Source organism: Carnimonas nigrificans ATCC BAA-78 (assembly GCF_000526695.1).
GTDB classification, from domain to species: Bacteria; Pseudomonadota; Gammaproteobacteria; order Pseudomonadales; family Halomonadaceae; genus Carnimonas; species Carnimonas nigrificans.
Genome location: NZ_JAGO01000012.1, coordinates 133,131 through 157,879 on the forward strand (window position 1 = coordinate 133,131; position 24,749 = coordinate 157,879).

General features: G+C 59.2%; 17 protein-coding genes. 14 read left to right on the plus strand and 3 right to left on the minus strand.

The window, feature by feature from the left end; genetic code table 11:
- The first annotated feature begins 378 nt into the window (after window positions 1-378).
- The 3 genes from topA (at window position 379) to L881_RS0106670 (ending at window position 3,942) form a co-directional block, all read left to right on the plus strand.
- Window positions 379-3,003, plus strand: coding sequence for a type I DNA topoisomerase (gene topA / locus L881_RS0106660; RefSeq protein WP_025732923.1), 2,625 nt, complete (start codon window positions 379-381; stop codon window positions 3,001-3,003).
- A 16-nt stretch (window positions 3,004-3,019) separates the two neighbouring features.
- On the plus strand, window positions 3,020-3,478 hold the full coding sequence (locus L881_RS0106665; RefSeq protein WP_025732924.1) for a DUF6586 family protein: 459 nt from the start codon (window positions 3,020-3,022) through the stop codon (window positions 3,476-3,478).
- Between the two features lie 221 nt (window positions 3,479-3,699).
- Window positions 3,700-3,942, plus strand: a complete 243-nt coding sequence (locus L881_RS0106670; RefSeq protein ID WP_025732925.1) for a hypothetical protein — start codon at window positions 3,700-3,702, stop codon at window positions 3,940-3,942.
- 210 nt (window positions 3,943-4,152) lie between these two features.
- On the opposite strand, the gene lexA is transcribed toward L881_RS0106670, so the two are convergent.
- Window positions 4,153-4,809 carry a transcriptional repressor LexA gene (gene lexA / locus L881_RS0106675; protein WP_025732926.1) on the minus strand — a complete coding sequence of 219 codons (657 nt, stop codon included), beginning with the start codon at window positions 4,807-4,809 and terminating at the stop codon, window positions 4,153-4,155.
- A gap of 300 nt (window positions 4,810-5,109) precedes the next feature.
- On the opposite strand from lexA, the gene nagZ reads away from it, so the two are divergent.
- The 3 genes from nagZ to L881_RS0106695 all read left to right on the plus strand — a co-directional run bounded on the left by nagZ (window position 5,110) and on the right by L881_RS0106695 (window position 9,464).
- On the plus strand, window positions 5,110-6,138 hold the full coding sequence (gene nagZ, locus L881_RS0106685; RefSeq protein ID WP_025732927.1) for a beta-N-acetylhexosaminidase: 1,029 nt from the start codon (window positions 5,110-5,112) through the stop codon (window positions 6,136-6,138).
- A gap of 85 nt (window positions 6,139-6,223) precedes the next feature.
- On the plus strand, window positions 6,224-6,790 hold the full coding sequence (locus L881_RS0106690) for a hypoxanthine-guanine phosphoribosyltransferase (RefSeq protein WP_025732928.1): 567 nt from the start codon (window positions 6,224-6,226) through the stop codon (window positions 6,788-6,790).
- 67 nt (window positions 6,791-6,857) lie between these two features.
- Window positions 6,858-9,464, plus strand: coding sequence for a phosphatidylglycerol lysyltransferase domain-containing protein (locus L881_RS0106695; RefSeq protein WP_025732929.1), 2,607 nt, complete (start codon window positions 6,858-6,860; stop codon window positions 9,462-9,464).
- 71 nt (window positions 9,465-9,535) lie between these two features.
- Here L881_RS0106695 and mfd read toward each other — a convergent pair whose 3' ends face one another.
- On the minus strand, window positions 9,536-13,015 hold the full coding sequence (gene mfd, locus L881_RS0106700) for a transcription-repair coupling factor (protein ID WP_025732930.1): 3,480 nt from the start codon (window positions 13,013-13,015) through the stop codon (window positions 9,536-9,538).
- Between the two features lie 375 nt (window positions 13,016-13,390).
- Between mfd and L881_RS0106705 the strand changes: the two genes are divergently transcribed.
- Window positions 13,391-14,254 carry a hypothetical protein gene (locus L881_RS0106705; protein ID WP_025732931.1) on the plus strand — a complete coding sequence of 288 codons (864 nt, stop codon included), beginning with the start codon at window positions 13,391-13,393 and terminating at the stop codon, window positions 14,252-14,254.
- Between the two features lie 60 nt (window positions 14,255-14,314).
- A complete protein-coding gene (sthA, locus tag L881_RS0106710) occupies window positions 14,315-15,724 on the plus strand; it encodes a Si-specific NAD(P)(+) transhydrogenase (RefSeq protein WP_025732932.1) in 1,410 nt (469 codons plus the stop codon).
- Window positions 15,725-15,858: 134 nt separating this feature from the next.
- Here sthA and L881_RS0106715 read toward each other — a convergent pair whose 3' ends face one another.
- The gene (locus L881_RS0106715; RefSeq protein WP_025732933.1) at window positions 15,859-16,740 is read right to left on the minus strand and encodes a hypothetical protein; all 882 of its coding nucleotides are present in this window, start codon (window positions 16,738-16,740) and stop codon (window positions 15,859-15,861) included.
- Window positions 16,741-17,121: 381 nt separating this feature from the next.
- Between L881_RS0106715 and L881_RS0106720 the strand changes: the two genes are divergently transcribed.
- The 6 genes from L881_RS0106720 to L881_RS0106745 all read left to right on the plus strand — a co-directional run bounded on the left by L881_RS0106720 (window position 17,122) and on the right by L881_RS0106745 (window position 24,745).
- Window positions 17,122-18,366: a lipoprotein-releasing ABC transporter permease subunit gene (locus tag L881_RS0106720; RefSeq protein ID WP_025732934.1), complete on the plus strand. Its 1,245-nt coding sequence runs from the start codon at window positions 17,122-17,124 to the stop codon at window positions 18,364-18,366.
- Window positions 18,359-19,060, plus strand: coding sequence for an ABC transporter ATP-binding protein (locus L881_RS0106725; RefSeq protein ID WP_025732935.1), 702 nt, complete (start codon window positions 18,359-18,361; stop codon window positions 19,058-19,060). The genes L881_RS0106720 and L881_RS0106725 overlap by 8 nt, the downstream gene beginning before the upstream one ends.
- 243 nt (window positions 19,061-19,303) lie before the next feature.
- Window positions 19,304-21,634 (plus strand): DNA internalization-related competence protein ComEC/Rec2, encoded by a 2,331-nt coding sequence (locus L881_RS0106730; RefSeq protein WP_025732936.1) that lies wholly within the window; start codon window positions 19,304-19,306, stop codon window positions 21,632-21,634.
- Between the two features lie 88 nt (window positions 21,635-21,722).
- Window positions 21,723-23,468, plus strand: a complete 1,746-nt coding sequence (msbA, locus tag L881_RS0106735; RefSeq protein ID WP_025732937.1) for a lipid A export permease/ATP-binding protein MsbA — start codon at window positions 21,723-21,725, stop codon at window positions 23,466-23,468.
- Entirely contained in the window at window positions 23,465-24,484 is a 1,020-nt protein-coding gene (gene lpxK / locus L881_RS0106740) for a tetraacyldisaccharide 4'-kinase (RefSeq protein WP_025732938.1), read from the plus strand. The genes msbA and lpxK overlap by 4 nt, the downstream gene beginning before the upstream one ends.
- A 42-nt stretch (window positions 24,485-24,526) precedes the next feature.
- Complete coding sequence (locus L881_RS0106745; RefSeq protein WP_025732939.1) at window positions 24,527-24,745, plus strand: Trm112 family protein; 219 nt, start codon at window positions 24,527-24,529, stop codon at window positions 24,743-24,745.
- The last annotated feature ends 4 nt before the right edge of the window (window positions 24,746-24,749 follow it).

Consider the following 24,749-nt stretch of genomic DNA (forward strand, 5'->3'; position numbering starts at 1 on the left):
CGGAATTTTAACGCTTGCCTTGTTCACCTCGTGTGCCCTCTGCGCATGGCGCTACCCGATGCTTCCGGTGCCCCGTCAGATTGGGCCGCTGGAGTGGTGGTTTGCGGTAGCCTGTGCTGTATTAAAGCAGATTTTTGGCGTTGCCTGTGTCGTGTGCTGACCGTATGGCTTGTTATCAAGGAAGGGGCAGTGTCGAAGCGCTGCTCGCCCTTGAGATCTACATCGAGCGACTGGTTGTCCATTACGCTGAAACGGTCAGGTACGCTGGGCATTGAAACGCAGTGGTACCAGTGGTACCGGTGAGCGGATTGATTTTTACACATTACGCCCGAATAAAGTTAAGTCCGCCCAATCAGCGGCATAATGAGACGGAGTTCCATGGGTAAGTCACTGGTGATAGTCGAGTCGCCCGCCAAGGCCAAGACCATCAACAAATATCTCGGTAACGATTTCGTCGTGAAGTCCAGCGTCGGGCATATTCGCGATCTTCCGACCAGCTCCAGCAGCAAGAGCGATCCCGCCGAGCGCGCTCGGCAGGCGGCGGCAACACGTAAAATGAGTGCCGAGGAAAAGGCCGAACACAAGCGGGAAAAGGCGCGTGCCCAGCTGGTACGCCGCATGGGGGTTGATCCTGACCACGATTGGCAGGCGCACTACGAAGTGCTGCCTGGCAAGGAGAAAGTGGTCGATGAACTGAAGCGCCTGGCGGCCAAGGCTGACACTGTTTATCTCGCGACCGATTTGGACCGCGAGGGGGAGGCCATCGCCTGGCACCTGCGCGAAACCATTGGTGGCGATGATTCGCGCTATAAGCGTGTGGTCTTCAACGAAATCACCAAAAATGCCATTCAGCAGGCGTTCACCGCCCCAAGCCAGCTACAAATGCCGCGTGTCTATGCTCAGCAGGCGCGCCGTTTTCTCGACCGCGTGGTGGGCTTTATGGTGTCGCCGCTGCTGTGGTCGAAAGTGGCGCGCGGGCTATCGGCTGGCCGTGTGCAGTCGGTGGCGGTGCGTCTGATCGTTGATCGTGAGCGTGAAATTCGTGCCTTTATTCCTGAAGAATACTGGGATGTGCACGCTGATCTGGTGAATGAAGGCGGTGAGCCGATTCGCTTCGAAGTGGCGCGCAAGGATGGCGCTGCGTTCCGTCCTACCAGTGAAGATGAGACGCTGAGCGCCATTGAGCCGCTGAGGAAGGCGGCGCTCAAGGTCAGCGAGCGGCAGGACAAGCCGACTTCCAGCAAACCGACCGCGCCCTTTATTACCTCGACCTTGCAGCAAGCCGCGAGCGGTCGGCTAGGGTTCTCGGTACGCAAGACCATGACTCTGGCGCAGCGCCTCTACGAGGCTGGTTACATCACTTACATGCGTACCGATTCGACCAACCTGTCGGCTGACGCAGTGAGTGCAGCGCGTGATTACATCAGCGATACCTTCGGCAGCGAATATCTGCCGGAGCAGCCCAACCGCTATGCTTCGAAAGACAACGCTCAAGAAGCACACGAGGCGATTCGCCCCAGTAATGTGCAGCTCTCGGCTGCGCAGCTCTCCGGTATGGAACGCGATACCGAGCGCTTGTACGAGTTGATCTGGCGTCAATTCGTGGCGTGCCAGATGGTGCCTGCCAAGTATCTCTCTACGACGCTGAACGTCAAAAGCGAAGGTTTTGAGCTGCGCGCCAAGGGCCGCGTGCTGAAGTTCGATGGTTACACCCGAGTCGCTCCGGCGGGGCGTGGCGAGGATCAGGCGCTGCCCGATCTGCCCGAAGGAACGGCACTGTCGCTCAACTCCCTTGATCCTCAGCAGCACTTCACCAAGCCCAACCCGCGCTACACCGAGGCGAGTCTGGTGCGTGAGCTTGAAAAGCGCGGTATCGGTCGCCCCTCTACCTATGCGTCGATTATTTCGACCATTCAGGAACGCGGTTACGTGGTGCTCGACAGTCGCCGCTTCTATGCGCAAACCCTGGGCGAGATCGTGACCGACCGTCTGGTCGAATCCTTCAATGACCTGCTCGACTACGGCTTTACCGCCAGAATGGAGGATGAGCTTGACGAGATCGCGACCGGCGAAGTGGAGTGGAAGCATGTGCTCAACAACTTCTACGGTGGCTTCAAGAAAAAGCTCGATCATGCGGAAGGCGATGACGGCATGCGCCCCAATCTGCCGATTCCCACCGATATCGACTGCCCGAAATGCGGTCGCAAGATGCAGATTCGTATCGGCTCGACCGGCGTATTCCTCGGCTGTTCAGGCTATAACCTGCCGCCCAAGGAGCGCTGCAAGGAGACCATCGACCTGATTCCCGGCGATGAAGTGGTGCCTGCCGATGCCGGTGAAGAGGCGGAAACCGATGCGTTGCGCGCCCGCTGGCGTAACCCCGAGACCGGCAATGCGATGGACAGCTACCTGATTGATGAACATCGCAAGCTGCATTTGAGCAACGACGACGACGGTTATTACGCTATCGAAGAGGGCACCTTCAAGATCAAGGGCTACGAAGGGCCAACCCTTGAGTGCGATAAGTGCGGTTCGGAAATGCAGCTGCGTTCGGGGCGTTTCGGCAAGTATTTTGCCTGCACCAACGATGCCTGTACCAATACGCGCAAGCTGTTGCGCAGTGGCGATCCTGCGCCGCCCAAGATGGACCCCATTGATATGCCGGAGCTTAAGTGCCAGAAGGTCGATGACCACTATGTACTGCGCGACGGCGCGAGCGGGCTGTTCCTTGCTGCCAGCGGCTTCCCCAAAAACCGCGAGACGCGGGCACCGCTGGTGATGGAGCTGAAACCGCATCAAGCGGCGCTGCCCGAGAAGTACCACTTCCTGCTCGACGCGCCCGAGGCCGATCCGGATGGGCATCCGGCGCAGATTCGTTTTTCACGGAAAGCGAAGGCGCAGTATGTGATGACCGAAAACGATGCGGGTAAGGCGAGCGGTTGGCGCGCCACCTACGACGATGGACGCTGGCAGGTCGAAGACAAGCGCAAGCCCGCCAAGTAACAGGGAGTCAATCGCCATGCAGCAGCGTCGCCGCACCCATGAACTTCTTTATCACGCTGAAGTGGTGCTGAAAGAGCGCCATGGGCGCAGCGAGTCAGGTAATGCCGAATTGCCTGCCGCGGTGCGCTCCCAGGCGCTTGAACAAGCCGCCGCCGCACTGGTGGATGCCGCGCTGCACTCCGCGGTTATCGAGTATTCGCCGGTGGGGGCATCCGTCGATGACTGGCGTTCTTATTTGCGTCTTCATGGCGATAGCAATACTGAACTGCGCCGTCTGGCGCAGGTGCTGCTGTCGGGCGGTGAGCTGTCGGTGCTGTTTGAGCATCCTCTCTATGCCCCTCAGCCATCCTCTAATGCTTACGCCGCAGGCAGTGCCACCATCGCCAGTGATGCACAAAAGCTCTCGCTGGCGGCGTGTTTGCAGCGGCTGAAAGCATTGCTCAGCGAACTGCGGGAGAGCAGCCTTGAGTGGTGATCTGTCGCTATCCCTGGGGTGGTGGTAGAATACGCCTCCTTTTTGTGGTGCAACTTCTTGTTGAAAGGAGCCATCGCTCGGTGAGGGGCAATGCTGTATCAGCCGTTTTCGCTGATCGGTAAAGAGTTCGTCGATTGCCTGCGCGCTTTGCAACTTCGCAGCGTTCGTTGGCTCGCCGACTGGCCCGCACCGCCCATTGAACAACAGGACGAGGTGATGAAATGTCCGATACCGCTATTCTGGAAATCGTGGAATTGGCCGATGGCGAAGTTGTCCTCCGTCCTTCCGAAGGCGCCGGAGATGCACTGGTGTCGGTGCGTTTTTCCTCTGAAGCACTGGAATTGCTGCGTACCTCGCGCTTTCAGGTTGCCAAGGAGATGATTGATCACGCCATTACGCGTACCAAACTGTGGGACGAAGGGGATGTGATCGAAGAGGTGGATGACCATACCACCGTGCACTAAGGCAAATGTAGGCGGCTTCTGCGTTATTTCGCCAGGGTGGAAAAACAGGGTGGAAATGTAAAAAAGCAGCGTGAAAACGCTGCTTTTTTGCGTTACTGGATGGCTCCTCTTTGCTGGCAGGCGCTGGAGACAAGAATTCTCGCTCGCTGCTAGACAAAGAGCCGGCACTGCATCTCAGTTGCCCGGCATGGAGAGTTCAGGTGTGATTGGCTAGTGCAACCCCTGGCCGTTATCGCCTCTGATGATGCCTACGCCCACGCCTTCGATATCAAAGCCTTCACTGGGATCGACAATGATCGGTTCGAAGTCGGGATTTTCTGCCAGCAACCGAATACCCTTGGCGCTGCGCTCGAAGCGCTTGACGGTCACATCCTCGCCGATACGGGCGATGACAATCTGGCCGTTACGCACGTCGCTAGTGCGGTGTACGGCCAGCAGGTCACCGTCGAGAATGCCTGCGTCGCGCATCGAAAGCCCCTTGACGCGCAGCAGGTAGTCGGCACGCGGTGAAAAGAAGTCGGCTGGCAGTGGGCAGTAGTGATCAATGTGCTCGGTTGCCAGCACGGGGCTGCCCGCCGCCACCTGACCGATGACGGCAAGCCCTTGTGTCTCTGTGGCTGGCTCGCTGGCAGTCGCGCTGTTGGCAGGTTCGTGGTTGACCACGCGAATGCCTCGCGATGCGCCGGGGATCATCTCGATCACGCCCTTGCGCTTGAGCGCCTTTAAATGCTCTTCAGCGGCATTGGCCGAACGAAACCCCAGTGCCTGCGCGATTTCTGCGCGGGTAGGAGGGTAGCCATGGCTTGCCAGTGTGCCGGTGATAAGATCCAGTACTTCTTGCTGGCGGCGAGTGAGCGGTTTGGTCATAGCGGTTATGGGCCTAAGCGGAATTCATTGACTGTAATTGTATCCAGTATTTTATTCGGTGCAAGGGGCAGTGATCGGCTCTCTTTCTTTGATGAATGCTCGCCTGGTGTCAGGTTATTTCATGATGAATGACTTGCTCAGGGAATGGATCGCTTTTTGTGCGGTCAGTAGAAGGGCAAGAATTTTTCAAGCTGCTGTTGCAGCGCACCTTTTGTGGCCTGCCAGGGCATTTGGGACACCTCGACTCCCCTTCGGTCAGCGCCTAGAATGGCGCGATATTTATTTGCCAGGAGAATGGCCATGAGCGTTTCTCTCGGTCCCGTTATGATCGACGTGGCCTCAACAACCTTGGATAACAGTGATCGTGCGCTGCTTGAACACCCCTCGGTGGGGGGCGTGGTGCTGTTTGCGCGCAATCTGGAATCCCCCGAGCAGTGCCGCGCGCTGTGTGACGCCATTCGTGTCCAGCGACCAGACATTCTGATCAGTATTGATCATGAAGGGGGCCGCGTGCAGCGCCTGCGCGAAGGACTAACGTCGTTGCCTCCCATGTGTGCCTTTGGTCATCGCTACCCTGAAGAGCCGCAGGAGACGCTGGCGCTGGTTCACGAGTGCGGTTGGCTGATGTCCCAGGAGCTAAGCGCCTGTGGTCTCGACTTCTCCTTTGCGCCGGTGCTCGACGTTGATGAAACCCTCAGCAAGGTGATTGGTGAGCGTTCGTTCTCACCACAGCCGGCTCAGGTCAGCGAACTGGCGGGGGCGCTGCTGGATGGCTTCGATGAGGGCGGTATGGCCTCGGTGGGCAAGCACTTCCCGGGGCACGGCGGCGTTGAAGCGGATTCCCACCTTGAGCTGCCGGTAGACGAGCGCTCCCTCGAAGCGCTCAAAGCGCACGATCTGATTCCATTTGCTGACCTCGCCACGCGCCTCACGGCAGTGATGCCTTCTCATGTGCGCTATCCCGCCTTCGATCCCAACCCGACCGGTTTCTCCGCTGCCTGGCTTGACTATCTGCGCCATACGCTCGGCTTTAAGGGGGCAATTCTCTCCGATGATCTGTCGATGCACGGTGCGAGTTTCGCGGGAGGGCCGGTGGAGCGTGCGCAACTGGCGTTGGCATCGGGGTGCGATGCGGTGCTGGTATGCAATGATCGCGACGCGGCGCGTGCGGTACTTGAGAGTGTTTCCCCTTGCCGCGAGCGGGCGGTGCGGCTTGAACGATTGCGCCGCGCCCAGCCGTTCTCGTCACTGGAGCAGCTTCAGACACTGCCGCGCTGGCAAGAGGCGCACGACAGATTAACTGCGCTGGCTGCTCAGTACGGCTATTGAGTGGTATCCTTGGCTGCGCAACGGAGGCTGCCCTGGCAGTGCTCCGTCTTTTTATTTAATTTCCAACCACTGCCAGATTGCTTTCATGACTGCTTTAGAAACCCTTCGCGATGAGATGACGTCGCTCAAACAGCACGCCGACTGCCTGATTCCCCTGACTGCCATCGAAGCGGCACTTGACCGCATGGCCGAGCAGATTACCGAGCAGCTTGGCGATAAGCTGCCGCTGTTTTTCTGTGTCATGAATGGTGGGCTGATTACCTCCGGTCATTTGCTGACGCGGCTTGATTTCCCTCTGGAGATTGATTATCTGCACGCCACTCGCTATCGCGACAAGCTGCGCGGCGGTGAGCTGTTCTGGCGGGTCTCGCCGGAAACGCCGATGGCGGGGCGTCATGTGGTGATTATCGACGATATTCTCGATGAAGGGGCCACGCTCTGCGCCATCAAGCGCCACTGCGAACAGGCCGGTGCCGCTTCGGTGACCACTGCGGTACTGGTGGACAAGCAGCACGATCGCAAAGCCCAGCAGAACCTGAGCGCCGACTTCTGTGAACTGACGGTGGCCGATCGTTTTCTGTTTGGCTTCGGCATGGACTACAAGGGCTTCTGGCGTAACGCTCCTGGTATTTACGCTCCCAAAGGGCTGTAGTTGAGCCTTCCTGCACACAAGCCTGATGGCTTGCTGGCACGCTGATTGATGTTCGGGACAGGCGCAGATGAGCAAAACCATTAGCAATCGACGCCGCAAGCGCTCGCGGCTGCGTATTCGCATGCTGCGCTGGCAGCGGCGTATGGCACCTTACCGCCAGGTGCTCGGTATTCTTGCCACCCTGATCGTGCTGGTCGGGGCGCTGACAGTGTGCTGGCATATGCTGTCGGAGATCGACGCGCGACTCGTGCGTGCATCGTTGATGCAGGTGCCGATCTATGCGGTGCTGGGGGCGCTGCTGGCCGCGGTGGGCAGCTATCTGGCGCTGGTGTGCTATGAGTGGTCGGCAGCCCGCTTTGCCGGTGTCAGGCTACGCTGGCCGCTGCTGATTCTGGGCGGAAGCTGCGCTACGGCGGTCGGCAATGCCATTGGTTTGTCGATGCTGTCGGGGGGCGCAGTTCGCTGTCGGCTCTACTTCCCGCAGGGCCTGCATGCGCCCGATGTCGCGCGAATGTCGGTGTTTGTAAGTCTGGCGCTGGGGGTGACTCTGCCGCCGCTGGCAGCGGTGGCGGCGCTTGTTCATCAGGATACCGCCGCCCAGGCGCTACACCTTCCACACTGGGCTGTTGCGGCGATCGGCTATACCGTCATCCTGCTGTATCTGCTGGCGCTGGCACTGTTATACCGCACCCGACAATCCGAGCGCCCAGCGCCTGATGCCCGCATGCACCGGCTGGGTAAATCGCTGTGGCGGCTGCCCAGTCTCAGGCTGTCGCTGTTTCAGTTGGTAATTACGCTGGCGGATGTCACCTGCGCTGCGGCGGTGCTCTATCTGCTGCTGCCCAATGCGCCGCCGTTTGCCACCTTCCTGCTGGTCTATCTGCTGGCGCTGGCGGCCGGGGTGCTGAGCCACGTACCGGGCGGTATCGGCGTGTTTGAAGCGATCATTCTGTCGGCCTTTTCGGGTCAGGTGGGCGCTGCTGCATTGACCGCTGCCTTGCTGCTGTACCGCGTCATCTATGTGCTGCTGCCGCTGCTGCTGGCCTTTATGGCGCTGCTGATCAATGAAGCAAGGAAGGTGGCTGACCGGCTGTCGGACAGCACCATGGTGAGTCTGGTGGCACCCTTGCTGGCACTGATGCTGTTCGCGGTGGGGATTGCCGAGCTGCTGTCGAATGTTGTGCCCGAAGCCGCCCTGTTCAGTGGGTTCGTGATGCGCTGGGCACCCACGGCGCTTATCGAAGTGAGTACGCTCGCCCTGAGCGTGCTGGGGCTGATCTCCCTGGTACTGGCACGAGGACTGGTGCGGCGCATGGCCAGTGCATGGCGGTGGGCGGTGCTCACGCTGCTGGTAGGGGCGTTCTGTGCGCTGCTCAAGGGCGTGGATGTGGTCGATCTTGCGCTCATTATTCCCTCCCTGCTGGCGCTGCTGGTGTTTCGCAGCACCTTCTATCGCGATAATGCGCTGCTGACGATGCCGCTGTCATGGCGCTTTGTGCTGTCGTGCGTGGGAGTGGTGGTAATAAGTACCTGGCTGATGCTGCTGACGCATCGTGGCCTACCGCTTGCCAGCGTGTTGTGGTGGCACCCTGATTACAATGTGCTGCTGTCGCGCTCGCTACAGGGCGTTGTGATCAGTGCGCTGCTCTTGGTGGGGATTACCCTGTGGTGGCTGCTCCGTCCGGTGAAGGCGCTGGGGCCTGCTTCACAAAAGGCGATGGACAAGGCGCTGACGATTGTCAGGACATCGTGCCAGCCAGAAGGCATGCTGCTTGCGACGGGCGGCAAATCGCTGCTGTTCAATAAAAGGAAGGATGCCTTCATCGCTTACCGGCAGCACCATCGCTATCTGGTGGCGCTGAGCGATCCTGTCGGGGAGACCGCTTGCCGGGCGGGGCTGGTGTGGGATTTCCGTGATCTTGGCGAGCTGCGCGGGTTAACGCCGCTGATATATCTGGCTCATCATGACGATCTGGGGCTTTATCTGCATGCGGGTCAGATTGCCGTCAAGGTGGCTCAGGAGCATCTGGTGATGCTGGACTCGACACAGCGTAGCGCGGCTACCGAGCAGGCGCTGTCTGCGGTATGGCGTGAAGGCTGCGAGCAAGGGCTGGCGTTTGCCTGCTACGCCGCGGGTGAAGCGCCGCTTGATACGCTGCGGGAAGTCTCCGATCAATGGGTCGCTGAGCAGGGGATCAACGAAAGACGCTACTCGTGTGGCCGCTTCGATGCGGACTACCTGAGCCATTTTCGCATTGCGACGGTGAGCAGTGGCGGCAGGGTGCTGGCATTCGCCAGTATCATGGAAACCGAGCACTCTCCCCGCGTCGTGATTGATCTGGTGCGCTGGCGTCCGGGGCTTTGCGAACATTCGCTGGACTGGCTGCTGTGTGGGCTGATGCGTGTACTGGCCGATGAAGGCTTCGCTGAACTGAGCGTTGCCACCTTGCCGGTGGCGCAGATCAGCAGAGGGCGAGCCGGTGGTCTGGCGCGTGCCGTCAACGAATATGTGTTGAGCCGTGGTGAAACCCTGGCAAGGGAGGGGAGCCTGGTGCACTTCGAAGCGCTCTTTGCGCCTGTGATTCGCCCGCGCTATCTGATTCTGCCGATTGGTGAAGATCCGGCGCGGGCACTCGATGACATTGCTGATCTGGTGAGCCAACAGCACTCGTGATCTGCTGTATGGATGCCGTTACTGCCTGGTAAGGTGCCCTGTGGGGTCGCTGCTACCAGGCAGTGTAGCGGCTAGCGTTCGATACGGTGCTTGCTGAGCTTTTTCATCACGGCTTCCACACATTTGAAGCGCGCTTCGGCTGCTTCCATATCTTCAAAAAAGCGCAGGGTTTGCGCACCATCCAGCTTGTAGCGTGTAGGCTCGCGCTGAATCAGCCCGACCAGCGCCATCGGATCAATGGCCGGCTGGCTGCCGAAGATCACGCGGCCGCGCTCTGGCCCCGCTTCAATGCGGGTAATGCCCAATGATTCAGCCACTGGTCGCAGGCGCGCCTGCCGGAATAGATTCTTCACGGAATCGGGCAGCAGCCCGAAGCGGTCGATCATCTCCACCTGTAGCTCGCGCAGTTCACTGTCGTTTCGGGCGCTGCTGATGCGTTTGTACATCACCAGTCGCTGCTGAACATCCGGCAGATAGTCATCGGGAATCAGCGCAGGCACGCCCAGGCCAATTTCCACCCCTTCGCTGATGGGGGCTTCCAGATTGGGCGTTTTGCCCGCACGGATAGCGTTAACGGCGCGATCCAGCATCTCCATGTAAAGCCCGTAGCCAATCGTTTCGATCTGGCCGCTCTGCTCTTCACCCAGCAGCTCTCCTGCGCCACGGATTTCAAGGTCATGGCTGGCCAGATTGAAGCCGGCACCTAGGGCGTCGGACTGGGTAATGGCCTCAAGTCGTTTGGTGGCATCACTGGTGATCTGTTTCGGCGGCGGCGTCAGCAGGTAGGCGTAGGCCTGGTGGTGGGAGCGTCCGACACGGCCACGCAGCTGATGCAGCTGGGCCAAACCAAACTTGTCGGCGCGCTCGATAATGATGGTGTTGGCACTCGGGACATCGATACCGGTTTCGATAATGGTCGAGCACACCAGTAGATTGAAGCGTTTGTGATAGAAGTCGCTCATCACTCGCTCAAGCCCGCGCTCGGCAAGCTGGCCGTGGGCGACGCCGATACGTGCCTCGGGCACCAGCTCGGTCAGTTTTTCAGCCGCACTCTCGATGCTCTTGACTTCGTTATGCAGGTAATACACCTGCCCGCCACGCAGAATCTCACGCAAAATGGCTTCCTTCAGAATGCCATCGTTGCGCTGCTGCACGAAGGTTTTAACCGCCAAACGTCGCGGCGGCGGGGTGGCGATAATCGACAGATCGCGCATGCCGCTCATCGCCATTGAGAGCGTGCGCGGAATGGGCGTGGCGGTCATGGTGAGGATATCGACTTCTGCGCGCATGGCCTTCAGACGCTCCTTCTGGCCTACGCCGAAACGGTGCTCCTCATCAATGATCACCAGCCCCAGGTTGCCGAATTCAATACCGCGTCCCAAAAGCTTATGGGTGCCGATCACGATATCGGTGCTGCCTTCGCGCAGGCGCTCGATCGCTTTCTCCTGGGATTTGCCGCTGTTAAAGCGTGACAGCAGGTCAATATTGATGGCGCTGTCGGCAAAACGGTCGCGGAAATTGTCGTAGTGCTGCTGCGCCAACAGTGTTGTTGGCACCAGCACTGCCACCTGTCGCCCCGCGTGCACGGCAAGAAACGCAGCGCGCATGGCTACTTCGGTCTTGCCGAAACCGACATCGCCGCACACAACGCGATCCATCGGCTGCGGGGCGGTCATATCGGCGATCACGGCGTCAATGGCGACGCGCTGGTCGGGCGTCTCTTCGAACGGGAAGGCGGCCGCGAAATGCTGGTAATCAGCGTCCGGCGGTGGGCAGGCAAAACCTTCGCGCGCTTCACGGCGAGCATAGACATCAAGAAGCTCCGCGGCGGTATCGCGAATGCGTTCGGCGGCCTTGCGGCGCGCTTTTTCCCACTGGTCGTTGCCCAGTTTGCTGAGAGGTGCGTGCTCATCGGAGGCACCGGTATAGCGTGAAATCTGATCCAGCGCATCGACGGGAACATACAGTTTGGAGCCGCCCGCGTACTCCAGCGCCAGAAACTCTGCCCGCTGGCCGCCAGCCTCGATCATCTCAAGCCCGAGATAGCGGCCGATGCCGTGGGCACGGTGTACCACCGGAGCGCCCGTCTGTAGTTCAGACAGGTGGCGTACTGCCAGCTCGTTGTCATCGGTGGCCCTGGTTTGACGCCGGCGCTGGCGCACGACTTCGCCAAACAGCTCGTTTTCGGTGATGACGACAATGCCTTCGTCATCAATCGCCATGCCGCTGGTAATGGCACCGGCGCTCAGCATCAGTTCGGCGTCGCTTGAGAGAAATGCGTGCCAGCTCTCCACCACCGGTAGCTTGAGTGCCAGCGGCGCAAGGGTCTCTTCAAGGGATTCGCGACGACCGCGTGTTTCGGCGACCAGCAGAATGCGCGCCTGGTGTTCGCGACATTGCTGAAGATAGCGCTCAAGCTTGTTAAGGGGCTTGCTGCTGCGTGGATCGAGCATCACTTCCGGCAGCGCCTGCACGGCAAAGTGGGCGGCGTGAGGGTGCGGCTGATTGACCAGCTGCACACGAGGATACGCCTTGACGGCAGCAAACAGCTCTTCCACCGGAATGAAGGCGCTGCTCGGCGGCAGCAGTGGCCGGGTTGGATCGACGGCCAGATTGTCATGGCGGGAGGTAATGGCGGCCCAGTGGCTTTCGGCGGCCTCGTAGGTGCCCGCTAGTAGCGCGACATTCAGGCCCTTGCCGAAGTGTTCAAACAGATGGGCGGTATGGTCGAAAAAGAGCGGCAGATACTGCTCAAGCCCCGGTGAGGGAATACCTGCCAGCGCATCGACATAGAGCGGGGAGCGCCTGGGGTCTACGTCGAACATCGTTTCGAAGCCTTCACGGAAGCGTGCAATCGCTTCTGGCGTCAACGGATATTCATGGGCCGGCAGCAGTTCGATCTGCTCAATACGGTCAAGGGAGCGCTGGGTTTCCGGGTCGAAGGTGCGCAGGGTATCAATATCGTCGTCGAACAGGTCGATGCGTAGCGGATGCTCCGCGCCCATGGGGTAGAGGTCGATCAACGCCCCGCGAAAGGCGTACTCCCCCGGCTCGAATACCGTTTCAACCGCACGGTAGCCACTGCGCGCCAGCTGGGCACGAAACTGCTCGCGATCCAGGGTTTCTCCCACCCTTAACTGTAGCGCCTGCACCGCCACAAAGTCGGTGGGGGGCAAGCGCTGCATCAGGGTATTCACCGGCACCAGCACAATATCGGCGGCGTTGTTTTGCAGTGCACGCAGGGTGCGCAGACGCGCAGAAACAATATCGCGGTGGGGCGAGAAGCTGTCGTAGGGCAGTGTTTCCCAATCGGGGAAGGCGAGCACACGTTGCGCAGGCGTTACATAGAAGGCGAGATCCGCCTCCACCCGCTGCGCTGTCGCCGTATCCGGGGTAACGATCAGCAGCGGGCCGTCGCTCTGCTCGGCCAGCCGCGCCAGCGCCAGTGCCTCGGCACTGCCGGCGGGTTGTTGCCAATAGCAGACGCGGGCCGCGTCGCGAGCGTGAGGTGGGTGCAGTAGCGAAACAGTATCAGAGGCGCTGACAGACATGGGCGATGGGATACCGAGCGTTGATTCCAACAAAAGGCGCCGCCTGGAACGACGCAAGCAATGAGTTCGTGAGGCAGAAAGCGTGTTGCCTGCTTACGATTGTTCTGCATCATACCCATCCGCTGGCGTAATGTCGCTGACGACCGCGTATCTGTACGGTGCCTGTTCTTTCAGATGGGTGGGGAGTGAATGGAGGAAGCGTGCGTATTCAGCAGAGATCGGGCATTTCCAGCCTTAATGGACAGGCGTTTGGCAATGGTGCGGGAGAGGCGCGTTATCGGCTAGTATTGTGCCGCAAGGAAGGTGTCAACAAGGTGCCAATAGTGAGCGAGGACGTATCATGACCCCCACCCTTTACAGCGTTCGAGAGGTGCAATGCGTAAGCTAGCAGTGGCATTGGTGCTTCTCGTCGTGCTCAATCTGGGGGTGGCGGCAGGGTTCGCGGGGTTTCTTCATTCTCCTGCTGAAACGCCGCAAACCTTGCGTATTGCCGGTGCGCTGCCGGATGGTGGTTACCGTCTAACGCTGCCGGGGAAGTATTCCAGTGAGCAGGTGGAATCCCTCAAGCAGGCGCTCGATCAGGCGTTTGCTGCTCAGCAGCTTGAGCACACCGCCCAGAGCGCCGCCGCTCTGCTTGCCTCTTCAGCAGAATCAGCTTCCTCTACCCGCGTGCAGTGGTATGTCGATGGTCGCGAAGCGTGTCCACTGCGGCCTTTGGCCGAGAGTGCGCCAGCGCCGGTTACCGATGAAGCGGTACGCGCTGATGATGAAGCAGAGCACGTTGTTCCGCGCTACCAATGGCTACCCCACGCCTGCGCTCCGGAGCCAACACCCTTCGCAGCGGTTCAGCAGCAGCGCTACCGTCAGGCGGCGTTTGCCAATGAGCGCCAGAATGCAGTAGTCGCAGTGCTCGAAGCCTTTCATCTGAGCGATTACCGTATCGAAATCAACGGGGTGATGCGCGCACGCGGCGGTCACTGGCGGGTGGGGCTGCCCACCGGCACCTCGGTAACGATTGATCATCGCACGCTGGCAAGCGTTGAGTGGGGAAAAGCGGGCCGGCTTTGGGTACTGGCGCCTTCCTCGCAGCAAGCGTTACGCGCCGCGGCGGTGCTGGCGGCCTTGCCGGTGCAGCAGGCGGTGGAGGTAGCCAACGCACATGAGTGGCGGGCACTCTGGACGTGGCGCGATGGTCATACCATGATGAGCGACAAGTTTTCTGTACAGCTACTGCCTTGAGAGGCGGCGGTTGTGTAGAGAAGAGCAGCAAACCATTCTTATAAAGGTTCGAGGCGAGAGATGAGCGAGTTTCAATACGATGTGATAGTGATCGGTACAGGTCCAGCCGGCGAAAGCGCTGCCGTTAATGCGGCGAAGCACGGCAAGCGCGTGGCGGTGATCGAAGATCGCTACAAGGTCGGCGGCAACTGTACGCACAAGGGGACTATTCCCTCCAAGGCGCTGCGTTATGCGGTGAATCAGATCATTGATTATCGCAGTGGCCCCTTGTGCAATACTATCGCGGATACCCGCGTGTTTGATCTGCCCAAGGTGATGGATTACAGCTTCCGCGTTGTCGATACTCAGGTCGAAATGCGCTCGAACTTCTATTCACGCAATCTGGTGGATGTTTACAGAGGGCACGCTTCCTTTATTGATGAGCATTTGCTGCGTGTTGAAACGTCCGATGATGAGGCGCATACCGTGCTCCAGTTCGAGCATGCGGTCATCGCTACCGGCTCGCGGCCGTTTCGCCCGAGTGATGTCGATTTCGACCATCCGCGTATCTACGATGCCGACAAGATTCTCGATATCAGCTCTTCGCCGCGCACCATAATTGTCTATGGTGCCGGGGTAATTGGCTGCGAATACGCATCCATCTTTGCAGGTCTCGACATAAAGGTAGAGCTGATTAATAACCGTGAGCGGCTGCTCTCCTTCCTTGATGATGAAATCAGTGATGCGCTCTCCTACCACTTGAGCAATAGCTTCAACGTGCGGGTGCGTCACAATGAGACCTATGACCGCATTGAAGCCACCGATAGCGGCGTTACCCTGCATCTCAAATCCGGCAAGCGCATTCGCGCCGATGCACTGCTATGGGCGAACGGCCGCTCTGGCAATACCGAAAATCTGGGGCTTGAAAATATCGGGCTGGAAGCGAATAACCGCGGCCAACTGCATGTGGATGAGCATTATCGCACTGCGGTGCCGCATATCTATGCGGCGGGCGACGTGATTGGATGGCCGAGTCTTGCCAGCGCCGCTTATGGGCAAGGCCGCGCCACCTGTGCTGACATGTTCTCAAGCCCTGAATTCAAGCTGGTCGATGAAGTGCCTACCGGTATCTATACCATTCCCGAGATCAGCTCGCTGGGGGCGACCGAGCGTGAACTGACCGAGCAGTGTCGCCCTTATGAAGTTGGCGTTGCCAACTTCAAGGAGACCGCGCGTGCGCAGATTACCGGCGATACGGTTGGCATGCTGAAGCTGCTGTTCGATCCGGATACGCACGAACTGCTGGGCATTCACTGCTTTGGCGATCAGGCGTCGGAAATCGTGCACATCGGACAAGCGATCATGAATCAGCCCTCGGGCAATAATCTGATCGACTACTTTGTCAACACTACCTTCAATTATCCCACCCGTGCCGAAACCTATCGCACTGCGGCCCTGAATGGCCTGAACCGCGTGGCGGGACTCGCGTAGCGCTGCTGCGTTCTCCTTCAGTCGTCGCTGTGCTGGCAGCGGCGGCTGACGTGAAGCGTTCTTACCTATCCCGCTCATTTTCCTCTTGATGACGGGGGCTTTGCTGCCAGGGCAGCGCCATAGCGTCTCTGGGCTTAGCCTGAGGTGACGTAGCGATGCACACGAATACTGGGCAGCCACGCCTCGTCGTCGATTTGAGCATCGCTTCGCTTGAGTCGCTGGCGTTCAGTGGACGGCTGCTCCGGCGGCTGGTTGCGGTGAGGGAGCAACAGTCTGCCTTCTGCATACTGGGCGGGAACAAACAGCGGTAGCGCGACGTTGAGCGCCTGGCGCTGGCGGCCATCATCCAGCGGTTCGGCAAAGAACAGATTGGCGCGCATCAACGGTGCCTGCGGTTGAATCTGGGCCAGCATCTCGCTGCTGGGCAGTGCCGCCAGACGCTTTAGCTGGAGCGCGATATGGGGAGCCTGGGTATCAAAGGTGGTGAGCTGGCGCTCGGCTTCTTCAACAGAGATGCGCGTGATCGAGCGGCCGCTGGCATACCAGGCAAACCTGACCCGTGAAAGCGGCGCGGGGGCCATAGGCACATGGCGCCAGCACTGCTTGAGATGCAAGCGAGTCAATCCCGCGCCTTTCAGATGAGCATGCAGGGCCGGGTGGCGGAATGGCAGCGTCGCCTTGATCTCTTTCATGGTGGCAGGAGAGTGCTGGCGTAGCTGCTTTATCAGTTCAGAAAGCGTTGTCTTGTGCTGGTTGACCTGTTGCACTGCATCGAGCAGCGGCTGGTCGGCGGCAACCATTCCTATATAGGGGCGCGTGGTGCGACCATCCTGTCCATCCTGATACCAGTAATCGGTAAGTGCGAGCTCAAGCCACTGCCGGGGAGAGGCAGAAGAGTTGAATTGCCAGGTAGGATGCTGTTCAGGATCGTAGAGGCCGAGCAGTGCTTGCGTTGCCTCGATCAGGGCGTCGAAAGCGTGTTCCAGACGCGCGGTCAGATGATATTCCGATACCATGAAAAAGTGCCCTCAATGCGTTAGCCGCTATATATACCGTTATCCTGACGGACGGCAAATGATATCAGATGATGCCGGTTGTCAGAGAAGGTAGAGAGGGAAATGCCTGCGGAGCCGAGCGCCAGCGTGCAAATGCATGGCTGATGAGGGGCGTGCTGCGCAGGTGTAATGCGCGACGCACGGGCATTGCATGGCTAGTTGCTGCATCGTGGCGCACAAGTGCGTACCATGGTCGCTCTTTTATAAGGTGCTTGCTGGAAAACCGGCAAGCGACGATGGATTTGGCGGCTACAGCTCTGTTGTAGCAGATGACCCGAGCCAGGGCAGCAAGTGGTGTGGTTTGCGGCTTGCTTCCCTGGCCCATTGCAGGAATTTCCTCCTATGCTGGATCGTATCCCTTTTTTGATAGGGCTTCGCTACACCCGCGCCAAGCGGCGCAATCACTTCATCTCCTTCATCTCGCTGACGTCGATGCTGGGCCTGACGCTCGGTGTTGCGGTGCTGATTCTGGTGCTGTCGGTGATGAACGGCTTCGACCATGAATTGCAGCATCGTGTACTGGGCATGGTGCCGCACAGCAAAATTCAGAAAGACGAAGGGGGCATCGACAACTGGCAGCAGCTCTCGCGGCAGATCGAGCAAAATCCTCATGTGGTTGCCACGGCTCCCTACGTCGAGCAGCAAGGGATGCTGGCGGCTCGCGGCCACACTGCGGGGGCGCAGGTCACGGGGGTCGATCCAAAGTCCGAGCCGAAGGTCTCGATCATTGCGGATCATATGCAGGCCGGTAGCCTGAATGATCTGACCAAGGGAAGCTGGAATGTGGTACTGGGCGAATTGCTGGCGCGACAGCTGCATGTGGGCGTGGGCGACAAGGTAACCCTGCTGATTCCGCAAGGCTCTTCCGTCAATCCGGCGGGGGTGTTCCCGCGCATGCGCTCATTTACCGTCAGCGGTATTTTCAAGGTGGGTGCGCAGCTTGATGGCAGCCTGGCCTACGCAAGCCTGGGAGATATGGAAGCACTGGCACGCCTTAATGCGCCGCAGGGCATTCGCCTGAAGCTCGACGATATCTTCAATGCGCGTCCGGTTACCCAGGATATTGTCAACCAGCTACCGATTGGTTACATGGGTTCTGACTGGACCTTCTCCCAGGGGAATCTGTTCCAGGCCATCCAGATGGAGAAAAACCTGATGGGGCTGCTGCTGACGGTTATTGTCGCGGTCGCAGCCTTCAATATTGTCTCGACGCTGGTCATGGTGGTTACCGACAAGCGGGCCGATATTGCGATTCTGCGCACCCTTGGCGCAACGCCACGCACCATCATGGGCATTTTCATGGTGCAGGGGATTGCCATCGGTGTTATCGGCATCGTACTGGGGCTGATTATCGGTATCGCGCTGGCGCTCTCGATCTCTGACATCATTAACTGGATTCAGAACGTCTTTGGCATTCAGTTCCTTGATCCCTCGGTCTATTTCATCAGCTATCTGCCCTCACGCCTTGAGATGTCTGATGTGGCTACCGTGATTGTGGTGGCCTTTGTACTGAGTTTCCTGTCTACGCTGTATCCGGCATGGCGCGCTTCTCGTGTCCGTCCGGCGGAGGTGCTGCGCTATGAGTGATGTAATGCTTGAATGTCGTGAACTGTCCCGCGTGTATAAAGAGGGGCCGCAGGATCTTGAGGTGCTGAAAAGCCTGAACCTGGTGGTTGAATCGGGCGAGCGCGTAGCGATTATCGGTAGTTCGGGGTCCGGCAAGACCACCCTGCTGAACTTGTTGGGCGGGCTGGATACGCCTTCCCACGGTGATGTGATTGTGTCAGGCACCCATATCGCTGAGCTGAATGAAGCGCAGCTAGGGCGTTTCAGGAACCAGCACATCGGCTTCGTGTACCAGTTCCACCACCTGCTCGCGGAGTTTACGGCGCTGGAAAATGTCGCGATGCCTCTGGTGATTCGCGGCCAGACCCGCAAACAGGCGGGCAAACGGGCCGCCGAACTGCTTGATCGTGTCGGCATGGCGGATCGCGGCCAGCACAAGCCCGGCGAGCTGTCGGGGGGCGAGCGCCAGCGCGTGGCAATTGCGCGTGCGTTGGTCACTGATCCTAGTCTGGTGCTGATGGATGAGCCTACCGGCAATCTCGATCAGGATACGGCAGGACGTATTCTGGAGATGCTTGATGAGCTTGCCACCCAAAGCCGGTGTGCCTTTGTGATCGTGACCCATGATCCCAACATTGCGCAGCATCAGGATCGGGTGATGCGCCTTGATGCCGGACAGTTGATTCAGGTCGAAGAGGCCGCTCTGGAAGAGTAGCCGTCGCTGCCTCGTGAGCGTGGTTGGCGCTGCGGGCAGGAAAATTTCACGATCAGATTAGCTATTGGAACGCTGTGGGAATGACTCCCGCAGCGTTTTTTTGTGTCAGTACCATGGAGAAGCAGACGCGGATAGTGCTGTGAAGCCTATACAAGAGAAATCCGTGTCTACCTCGCAAGACTGGCGCACTAAAACCACCTGCCCGTTTGCCGATACACTGGCTTTTCCGCAGCGGGTATCGGTATGTCTCTTTATTTTCATGGTGGCGGGCTGGCGCTGGGCGTGGTGGCACTTATCGTCGGCATAGGGCTGGGAGCATTACCCCATGCAGCGCACTGGCTGAGTCAAGGCGTTGGCGTTTTGTGTATCGCCTGCGTGCTGCTATTGGCCTGGCGAAAATGGCTGGCCTTACTGATGTTGGTCGCTCTACTTGTGGGCTGGGTGAATATGCTGCACGCCCTGGATCACCGTTTACCATTGGGGCTGGCGCGCCAGCCGCTGGTGCTGGCGGGGCGTATCGAGCAGGTCTCGTTGGGTGAGCAGGGTAATGTTTCTCTGGTGATGAAGGTGGAGCGCTGCCGCCCTCAGCAGCGTGCAATGCCGAGCTGCGATCAACTGCGCCGGGTACGTCTTGGCTGGTTTAGCCCGCAGCCCGTCGCGGTAGGTGAACGCTGGCAGTTTGGGGTGCGCCTGATTCCGGCGCACAGTCGCAGCAATTCGGGCGGTGGGGTGGGCAATGCGCGGATGCTCTCACAGGCACTGGGAGCTACCGGCAGCGTACAGCGCTCTCCCGCGCCGCAGAAACTGTCAGCGGCACGGCTCTCATTGCGCAGTAGCGTGGCTGGCCGTATTGCCCCCTTCATTGAAAACAGTCCTGCCGAGCGCTGGGCACATGCGCTGCTGCTGGGGGATGCGTCGTTGTTCAACGACAGTGATTGGCAGCGTTTGAACGATAGCGGCACGGTTCATCTGGTGGTGGTATCCGGCATGCATGTGGGCATTCTGATGGTCTGCCTGATGTGGCTATCGCGACGGCTGCTTAAGGTGCTGGCGCCGCGTCATTGGCATATTCAGCGTTGGCCCTGGCTGGTGGCATTGGCTCTGGCGGGTGGCTATGTCATGTTGTCGGGAAGTGGGCCACCAGCGGTCAGGGCCTGGCTGATGGCAGTGGTGATGGTGTGGTATGTCTCAAGCCACTATGCGCCGCCGCCTTTCAGCGGGTGGTGGCTGGCGCTGGGAGCGCTGCTGCTTGGCGATCCACTGCTGGTGTTTCGCCCTGGGCTGTGGTTCTCCTTTATGGCGGTGGCTGCGCTACTGCTCGCCTGGCGCTGGCGGCCCACGCCCTCTCGCTGGTATGGATTGCTGCGTACCCAGTTGACGCTGGGGCTGCTGCTTGACGGCGCGGTATTGCTGGTATTTGGCCGCTGGATGCCGGTGTCGCTGCTGGCCAATCTGGTGGCTATTCCTTGGGTCTCCAGCGTGATGCTGCCATTGGGATTAATCGCGCTGGTAGTGGCATTGGCTCCGGGGCAGTGTGGGGCTGGTCTCTTCTGGCAGCTATTCGACTGGGCGACCCTGGCCTATGAGTGGTGGCTATCGCTACTGACCACGCCGCTTCCCGCTGTGCCCCTGGCCTGGGAGAGACGCTTGCCGATTGCCGTCGCGATGATGCTTGCGGCGCTGCTGTGGCTATTGCCGGGTTTCAGCCGTCGCTTCCGGTTGATGCTTACGGCAGCACTGTTGCCGTTATTGGCGGGAAGTAGCGGGCAGCGCGCTATCGTGCCGGGCGATGTCGTGATTCGTGTGGAAGATATTGGACAGGGCCAACTGCTCGATATTCGTACACGCCACCACCGCATGCTGTATGACACCGGCCCGCGCAGTTTTTCTGGCTATATGCCATTGAGCGAGCTGTGGCCGCCCGGGCAGCACTTCGACATGCTGCTGCTCAGCCACGCCGATCTGGATCACTCGGGCGGTGTGGCGGCGCTGCATGAGCTGCATCAGGTGGATCAGTGGCTTGCTCCTGATAGCACGACCTTCGGCCTGCCGGTACAGACGGTAGATCAACTGAATGTTGTCGCTTGTCGTGCAGGGCAGCAGTGGCAGTGGGATGGCGTTCTCTTCACGATCTTGTGGCCGCTGCCTGGTATGCCGCTGCCGGATGACGAGAACCATCGTTCCTGCGTGCTATTGATCGAAGCGCATCAGAAGCGGGCGTTGATACTCGGTGATGCGCCCAAGGCGGTGGAGTATCACCTGCTTTCTCGCCTTGATCGGCCCCTTGCGCTGCTCATCAGCGGCCATCATGGCAGCAAGACCTCATCATCCTATTCGTTGCTGGTGCGGGCGCGACCGCGTCATGTGATTCATAGCTACGGATTTTTCAACGCCTATCATCATCCCGCTGAGGAAGTAATAAGGCGTACCGACCATCACGCTGCGTGCCAATGGGGGACGGCAGAAGACGGTACTCTTGAAGCGCGTATCTCCCTACAGGGTATCCGGGTATTGCCGCTGCGACGTCACCGTGCTGTCGAGCGTAGCTGTGTTGAGGTATCATCCGCGCTTTGATGCGACCATTCATAGCTAGCTTCATAGCTTTATACGTTCATATATGCGCATCTCGCACCAATGACTGAGATGATTTCAGGAGACACCTTTGAAACACGGTTCATGGGCTCTTTATTCGCGCCTGCTGCGGTATGTGCGTCCTTACTGGAAGGCGTTTGCTCTCGCGATTTTGGGAATGATCCTGTATGCGTCATCGCAGGCGTGGGTAACCCAGGCCATGCAGCGCATGGTCGATGGTATCCAGCATCCTTCCGATAGCTTCCGCTTCGTTATGCCGCTGATCTTCGTAGCGATCTTTATTTTGCGCGGCGTGGGCACCTTCCTTAGCTCCTATTTCATGGATTATGTGGGCGGCAAGGTGGTCTATGCGCTGCGTGTCAACGTCTTCGATAACATGATTCGCCTGCCCAGCAGCTTCTTCGATCAGAACTCGCTGGGGCACCTGCTTTCTCACATGACCTATCAGGCCGAGCGCGTTACCGGTGCTGCTACCGATGCGCTGACCATCTCCGTCAGAGAGGGAATGACGGTGATCTTTCTGATGGGTCTGATGTTTTACAACAACTGGCGACTGACGCTGGTATTTTTGTGTATTACACCGATTATCGGGGTGGTGGTGGCGTATGCCGGAAAGCGGGTACGTCGGCTGTCGCACCGCATCCAGAATGCGGTCGGCAATGTGACCCATGTGGCATCGGAAGCGTTGAGCGGCAATCGGGTGGTGCGTACCCACAGCTCTGAAGATTACGAGCTGGCCCGCTTCAGGAAGGCCAGCGAGAATACGCGCCGCCAGAACCTCAAGGAATCCAAGACCACCGCGATTGCAAGCCCGCTGATTCAGACACTGGTCGCACTGGCGCTCTCCTTCATGGTGTGGCTGGCGCTCACGCCTGGGGTGATGGGTTATATCACGCCGGGTGAATTCATCTCCTTCATTCTGGCAGCGGCAATGCTGATCAAACCGGTCAAGTCTCTGACCGAGATCAACGGCAAGATTCAGAAGGGGCTGGCGGCCTGCGAATCCATCTTTGCGGTCATTGATGCTCCCAAGGAGCGTGACGATGGCACCTATGCGCCCGAGCAGATCGAAGGTGACGTGGTCTTCGACAATGTGTCGCTGCGCTATAGCCCGGATGACAAGGCGGTCTTGAAGCATGTCAGCTTTGAGGTGAAGGCGGGTGAAATGGTCGCTCTGGTAGGGCGCTCAGGCAGCGGTAAAACGTCGCTGGTCAATTTGCTGCCGCGTTTTTACCCCCTGACGGAAGGCCGTATTCTGCTTGATGGTCACGATGTCAATGAATACAGCCTGAAGGCACTGCGCAGCCAGATTTCACTGGTGAGCCAGCAGGTCACGCTCTTCAATGTGTCGATTGCGAACAACATCGCCTATGGAGATATATCGCCGTCGCGTGAGCGCGTAATCGAGGCAGCCAAGGCGGCCTACGCCGACGAGTTTATCGAACGGCTCTCCGACGGCTATGACACTGTGATTGGAGATAACGGCATCACGCTCTCCGGCGGCCAGCGTCAGCGTATTGCCATCGCGCGTGCGATCTACCGCAACTCGCGGGTACTGATCCTCGATGAAGCCACCTCGGCGCTTGATACCGAGTCAGAGCGCTATATCCAGAATGCGCTGGAAGGCGTGCGCCAAAGCCGTACCACGCTGGTGATTGCCCACCGTCTCTCGACCATCGAAAATGCCGACCGTATCGCGGTCTTTGATCAAGGTGAGCTGGTGGAGATGGGCACGCACGCAGAGCTGCTCGCCAAAGATGGCAATTATGCTGCGCTGCATCGTGTGCAATTCAGTGAAGACAGCACTGGCGAATGAGCATCAAGCAGTGGATCACGCGGCGCTGGTACGGCAAGCCCGGTCTATTGAGGCTGCTGCTGCCGCTTGAATTACTCTACACGGCGTGCGCCCGCCGGCGGCGTCAGCGCTACGCTGAGCACCCTGAACGGCGCTATCGCTCGCCACTTCCCGTTATCATTGTCGGCAATATCAGCGTGGGGGGCACCGGCAAGTCGCCCACGGTTGCCTGGCTGGTGGCGCATCTGCGCGAACAGGGTTGGCAGCCGGGCATCGCATCGCGAGGCTATGGTGGGCGTGCCGAGAGCTATCCACTGCTGGTGGAGTCAACCACTTCCCCCGTGCAGGCAGGTGACGAGCCGGTGATGCTGCGCGCCTTGACCGGCGTGCCGGTGGCGGTAGCGCCTCAGCGGGCAGAAGCCGTTCGGCTGCTGGAAGCGCAAGGGTGCAGCATTATCGTGACCGATGATGGCTTGCAGCACTATGCGCTGGAACGGGATATTGAGCTGGTGGTCGTCGATGGTGAACGCGGGCTTGGCAATGGACACTGCCTGCCGGTAGGACCGTTGCGTGAGCCTGCGGCGCGGCTGGTTGATGTTGATGGGGTGTTAATCAATGGCACTATGCGCACGGGTGAACTCCCCGGCGCCTGGTCAGCACGCCTGACGCCCTTGCATCTGCGGCGTCTGAGCGATAGCGCGCGACAGCCGTTGTCGCCGCTGCCGTTTGCGGGCAAAGTGCATGGGGTGGCGGGTATCGGCCATCCGGAGCGTTTTTTTACTGCGCTGGAAGCACTCGGTATTGAGGTGATTCGCCATCCGTTTGGGGATCATCATCAGTTCACTCAGCAGGATCTCGACTTTGGTGATCAGTTACCCATCGTGATGACTGCCAAGGATGCGGTAAAGTGTCAGCCGTTATTGAGCGACACGAGGCGTGCTTCCAGCTGGGCGCTGGATGTCGCGCTGATGCCGGAAGCAGGATTTTCCGACTGGCTGGATGGTCAGCTTGAGTCATTGAGCGGTGCCGGTGAATAAGGCGTCGCTCAGCTCTCTCTTTTATTGATATGAGGAATCGTCATGGACAAGGAACTTCTGGCTATGCTCGTGTGCCCGCAGAGTCAGGCACCGCTTGAGTATGATAAAGAACGCAGCGAACTCGTGTGCCGACAGAGTGGGCTTGCCTATCCGATTCGTGACGGTATCCCGGTGATGCTGGTCAACGAAGCGCGTCAGCTCGAGACGGAAGAAAAGCTGGGCAAGCCGCGCGTTGAGGCGCCGGCACCAGGAGGCGAGTAAGCCC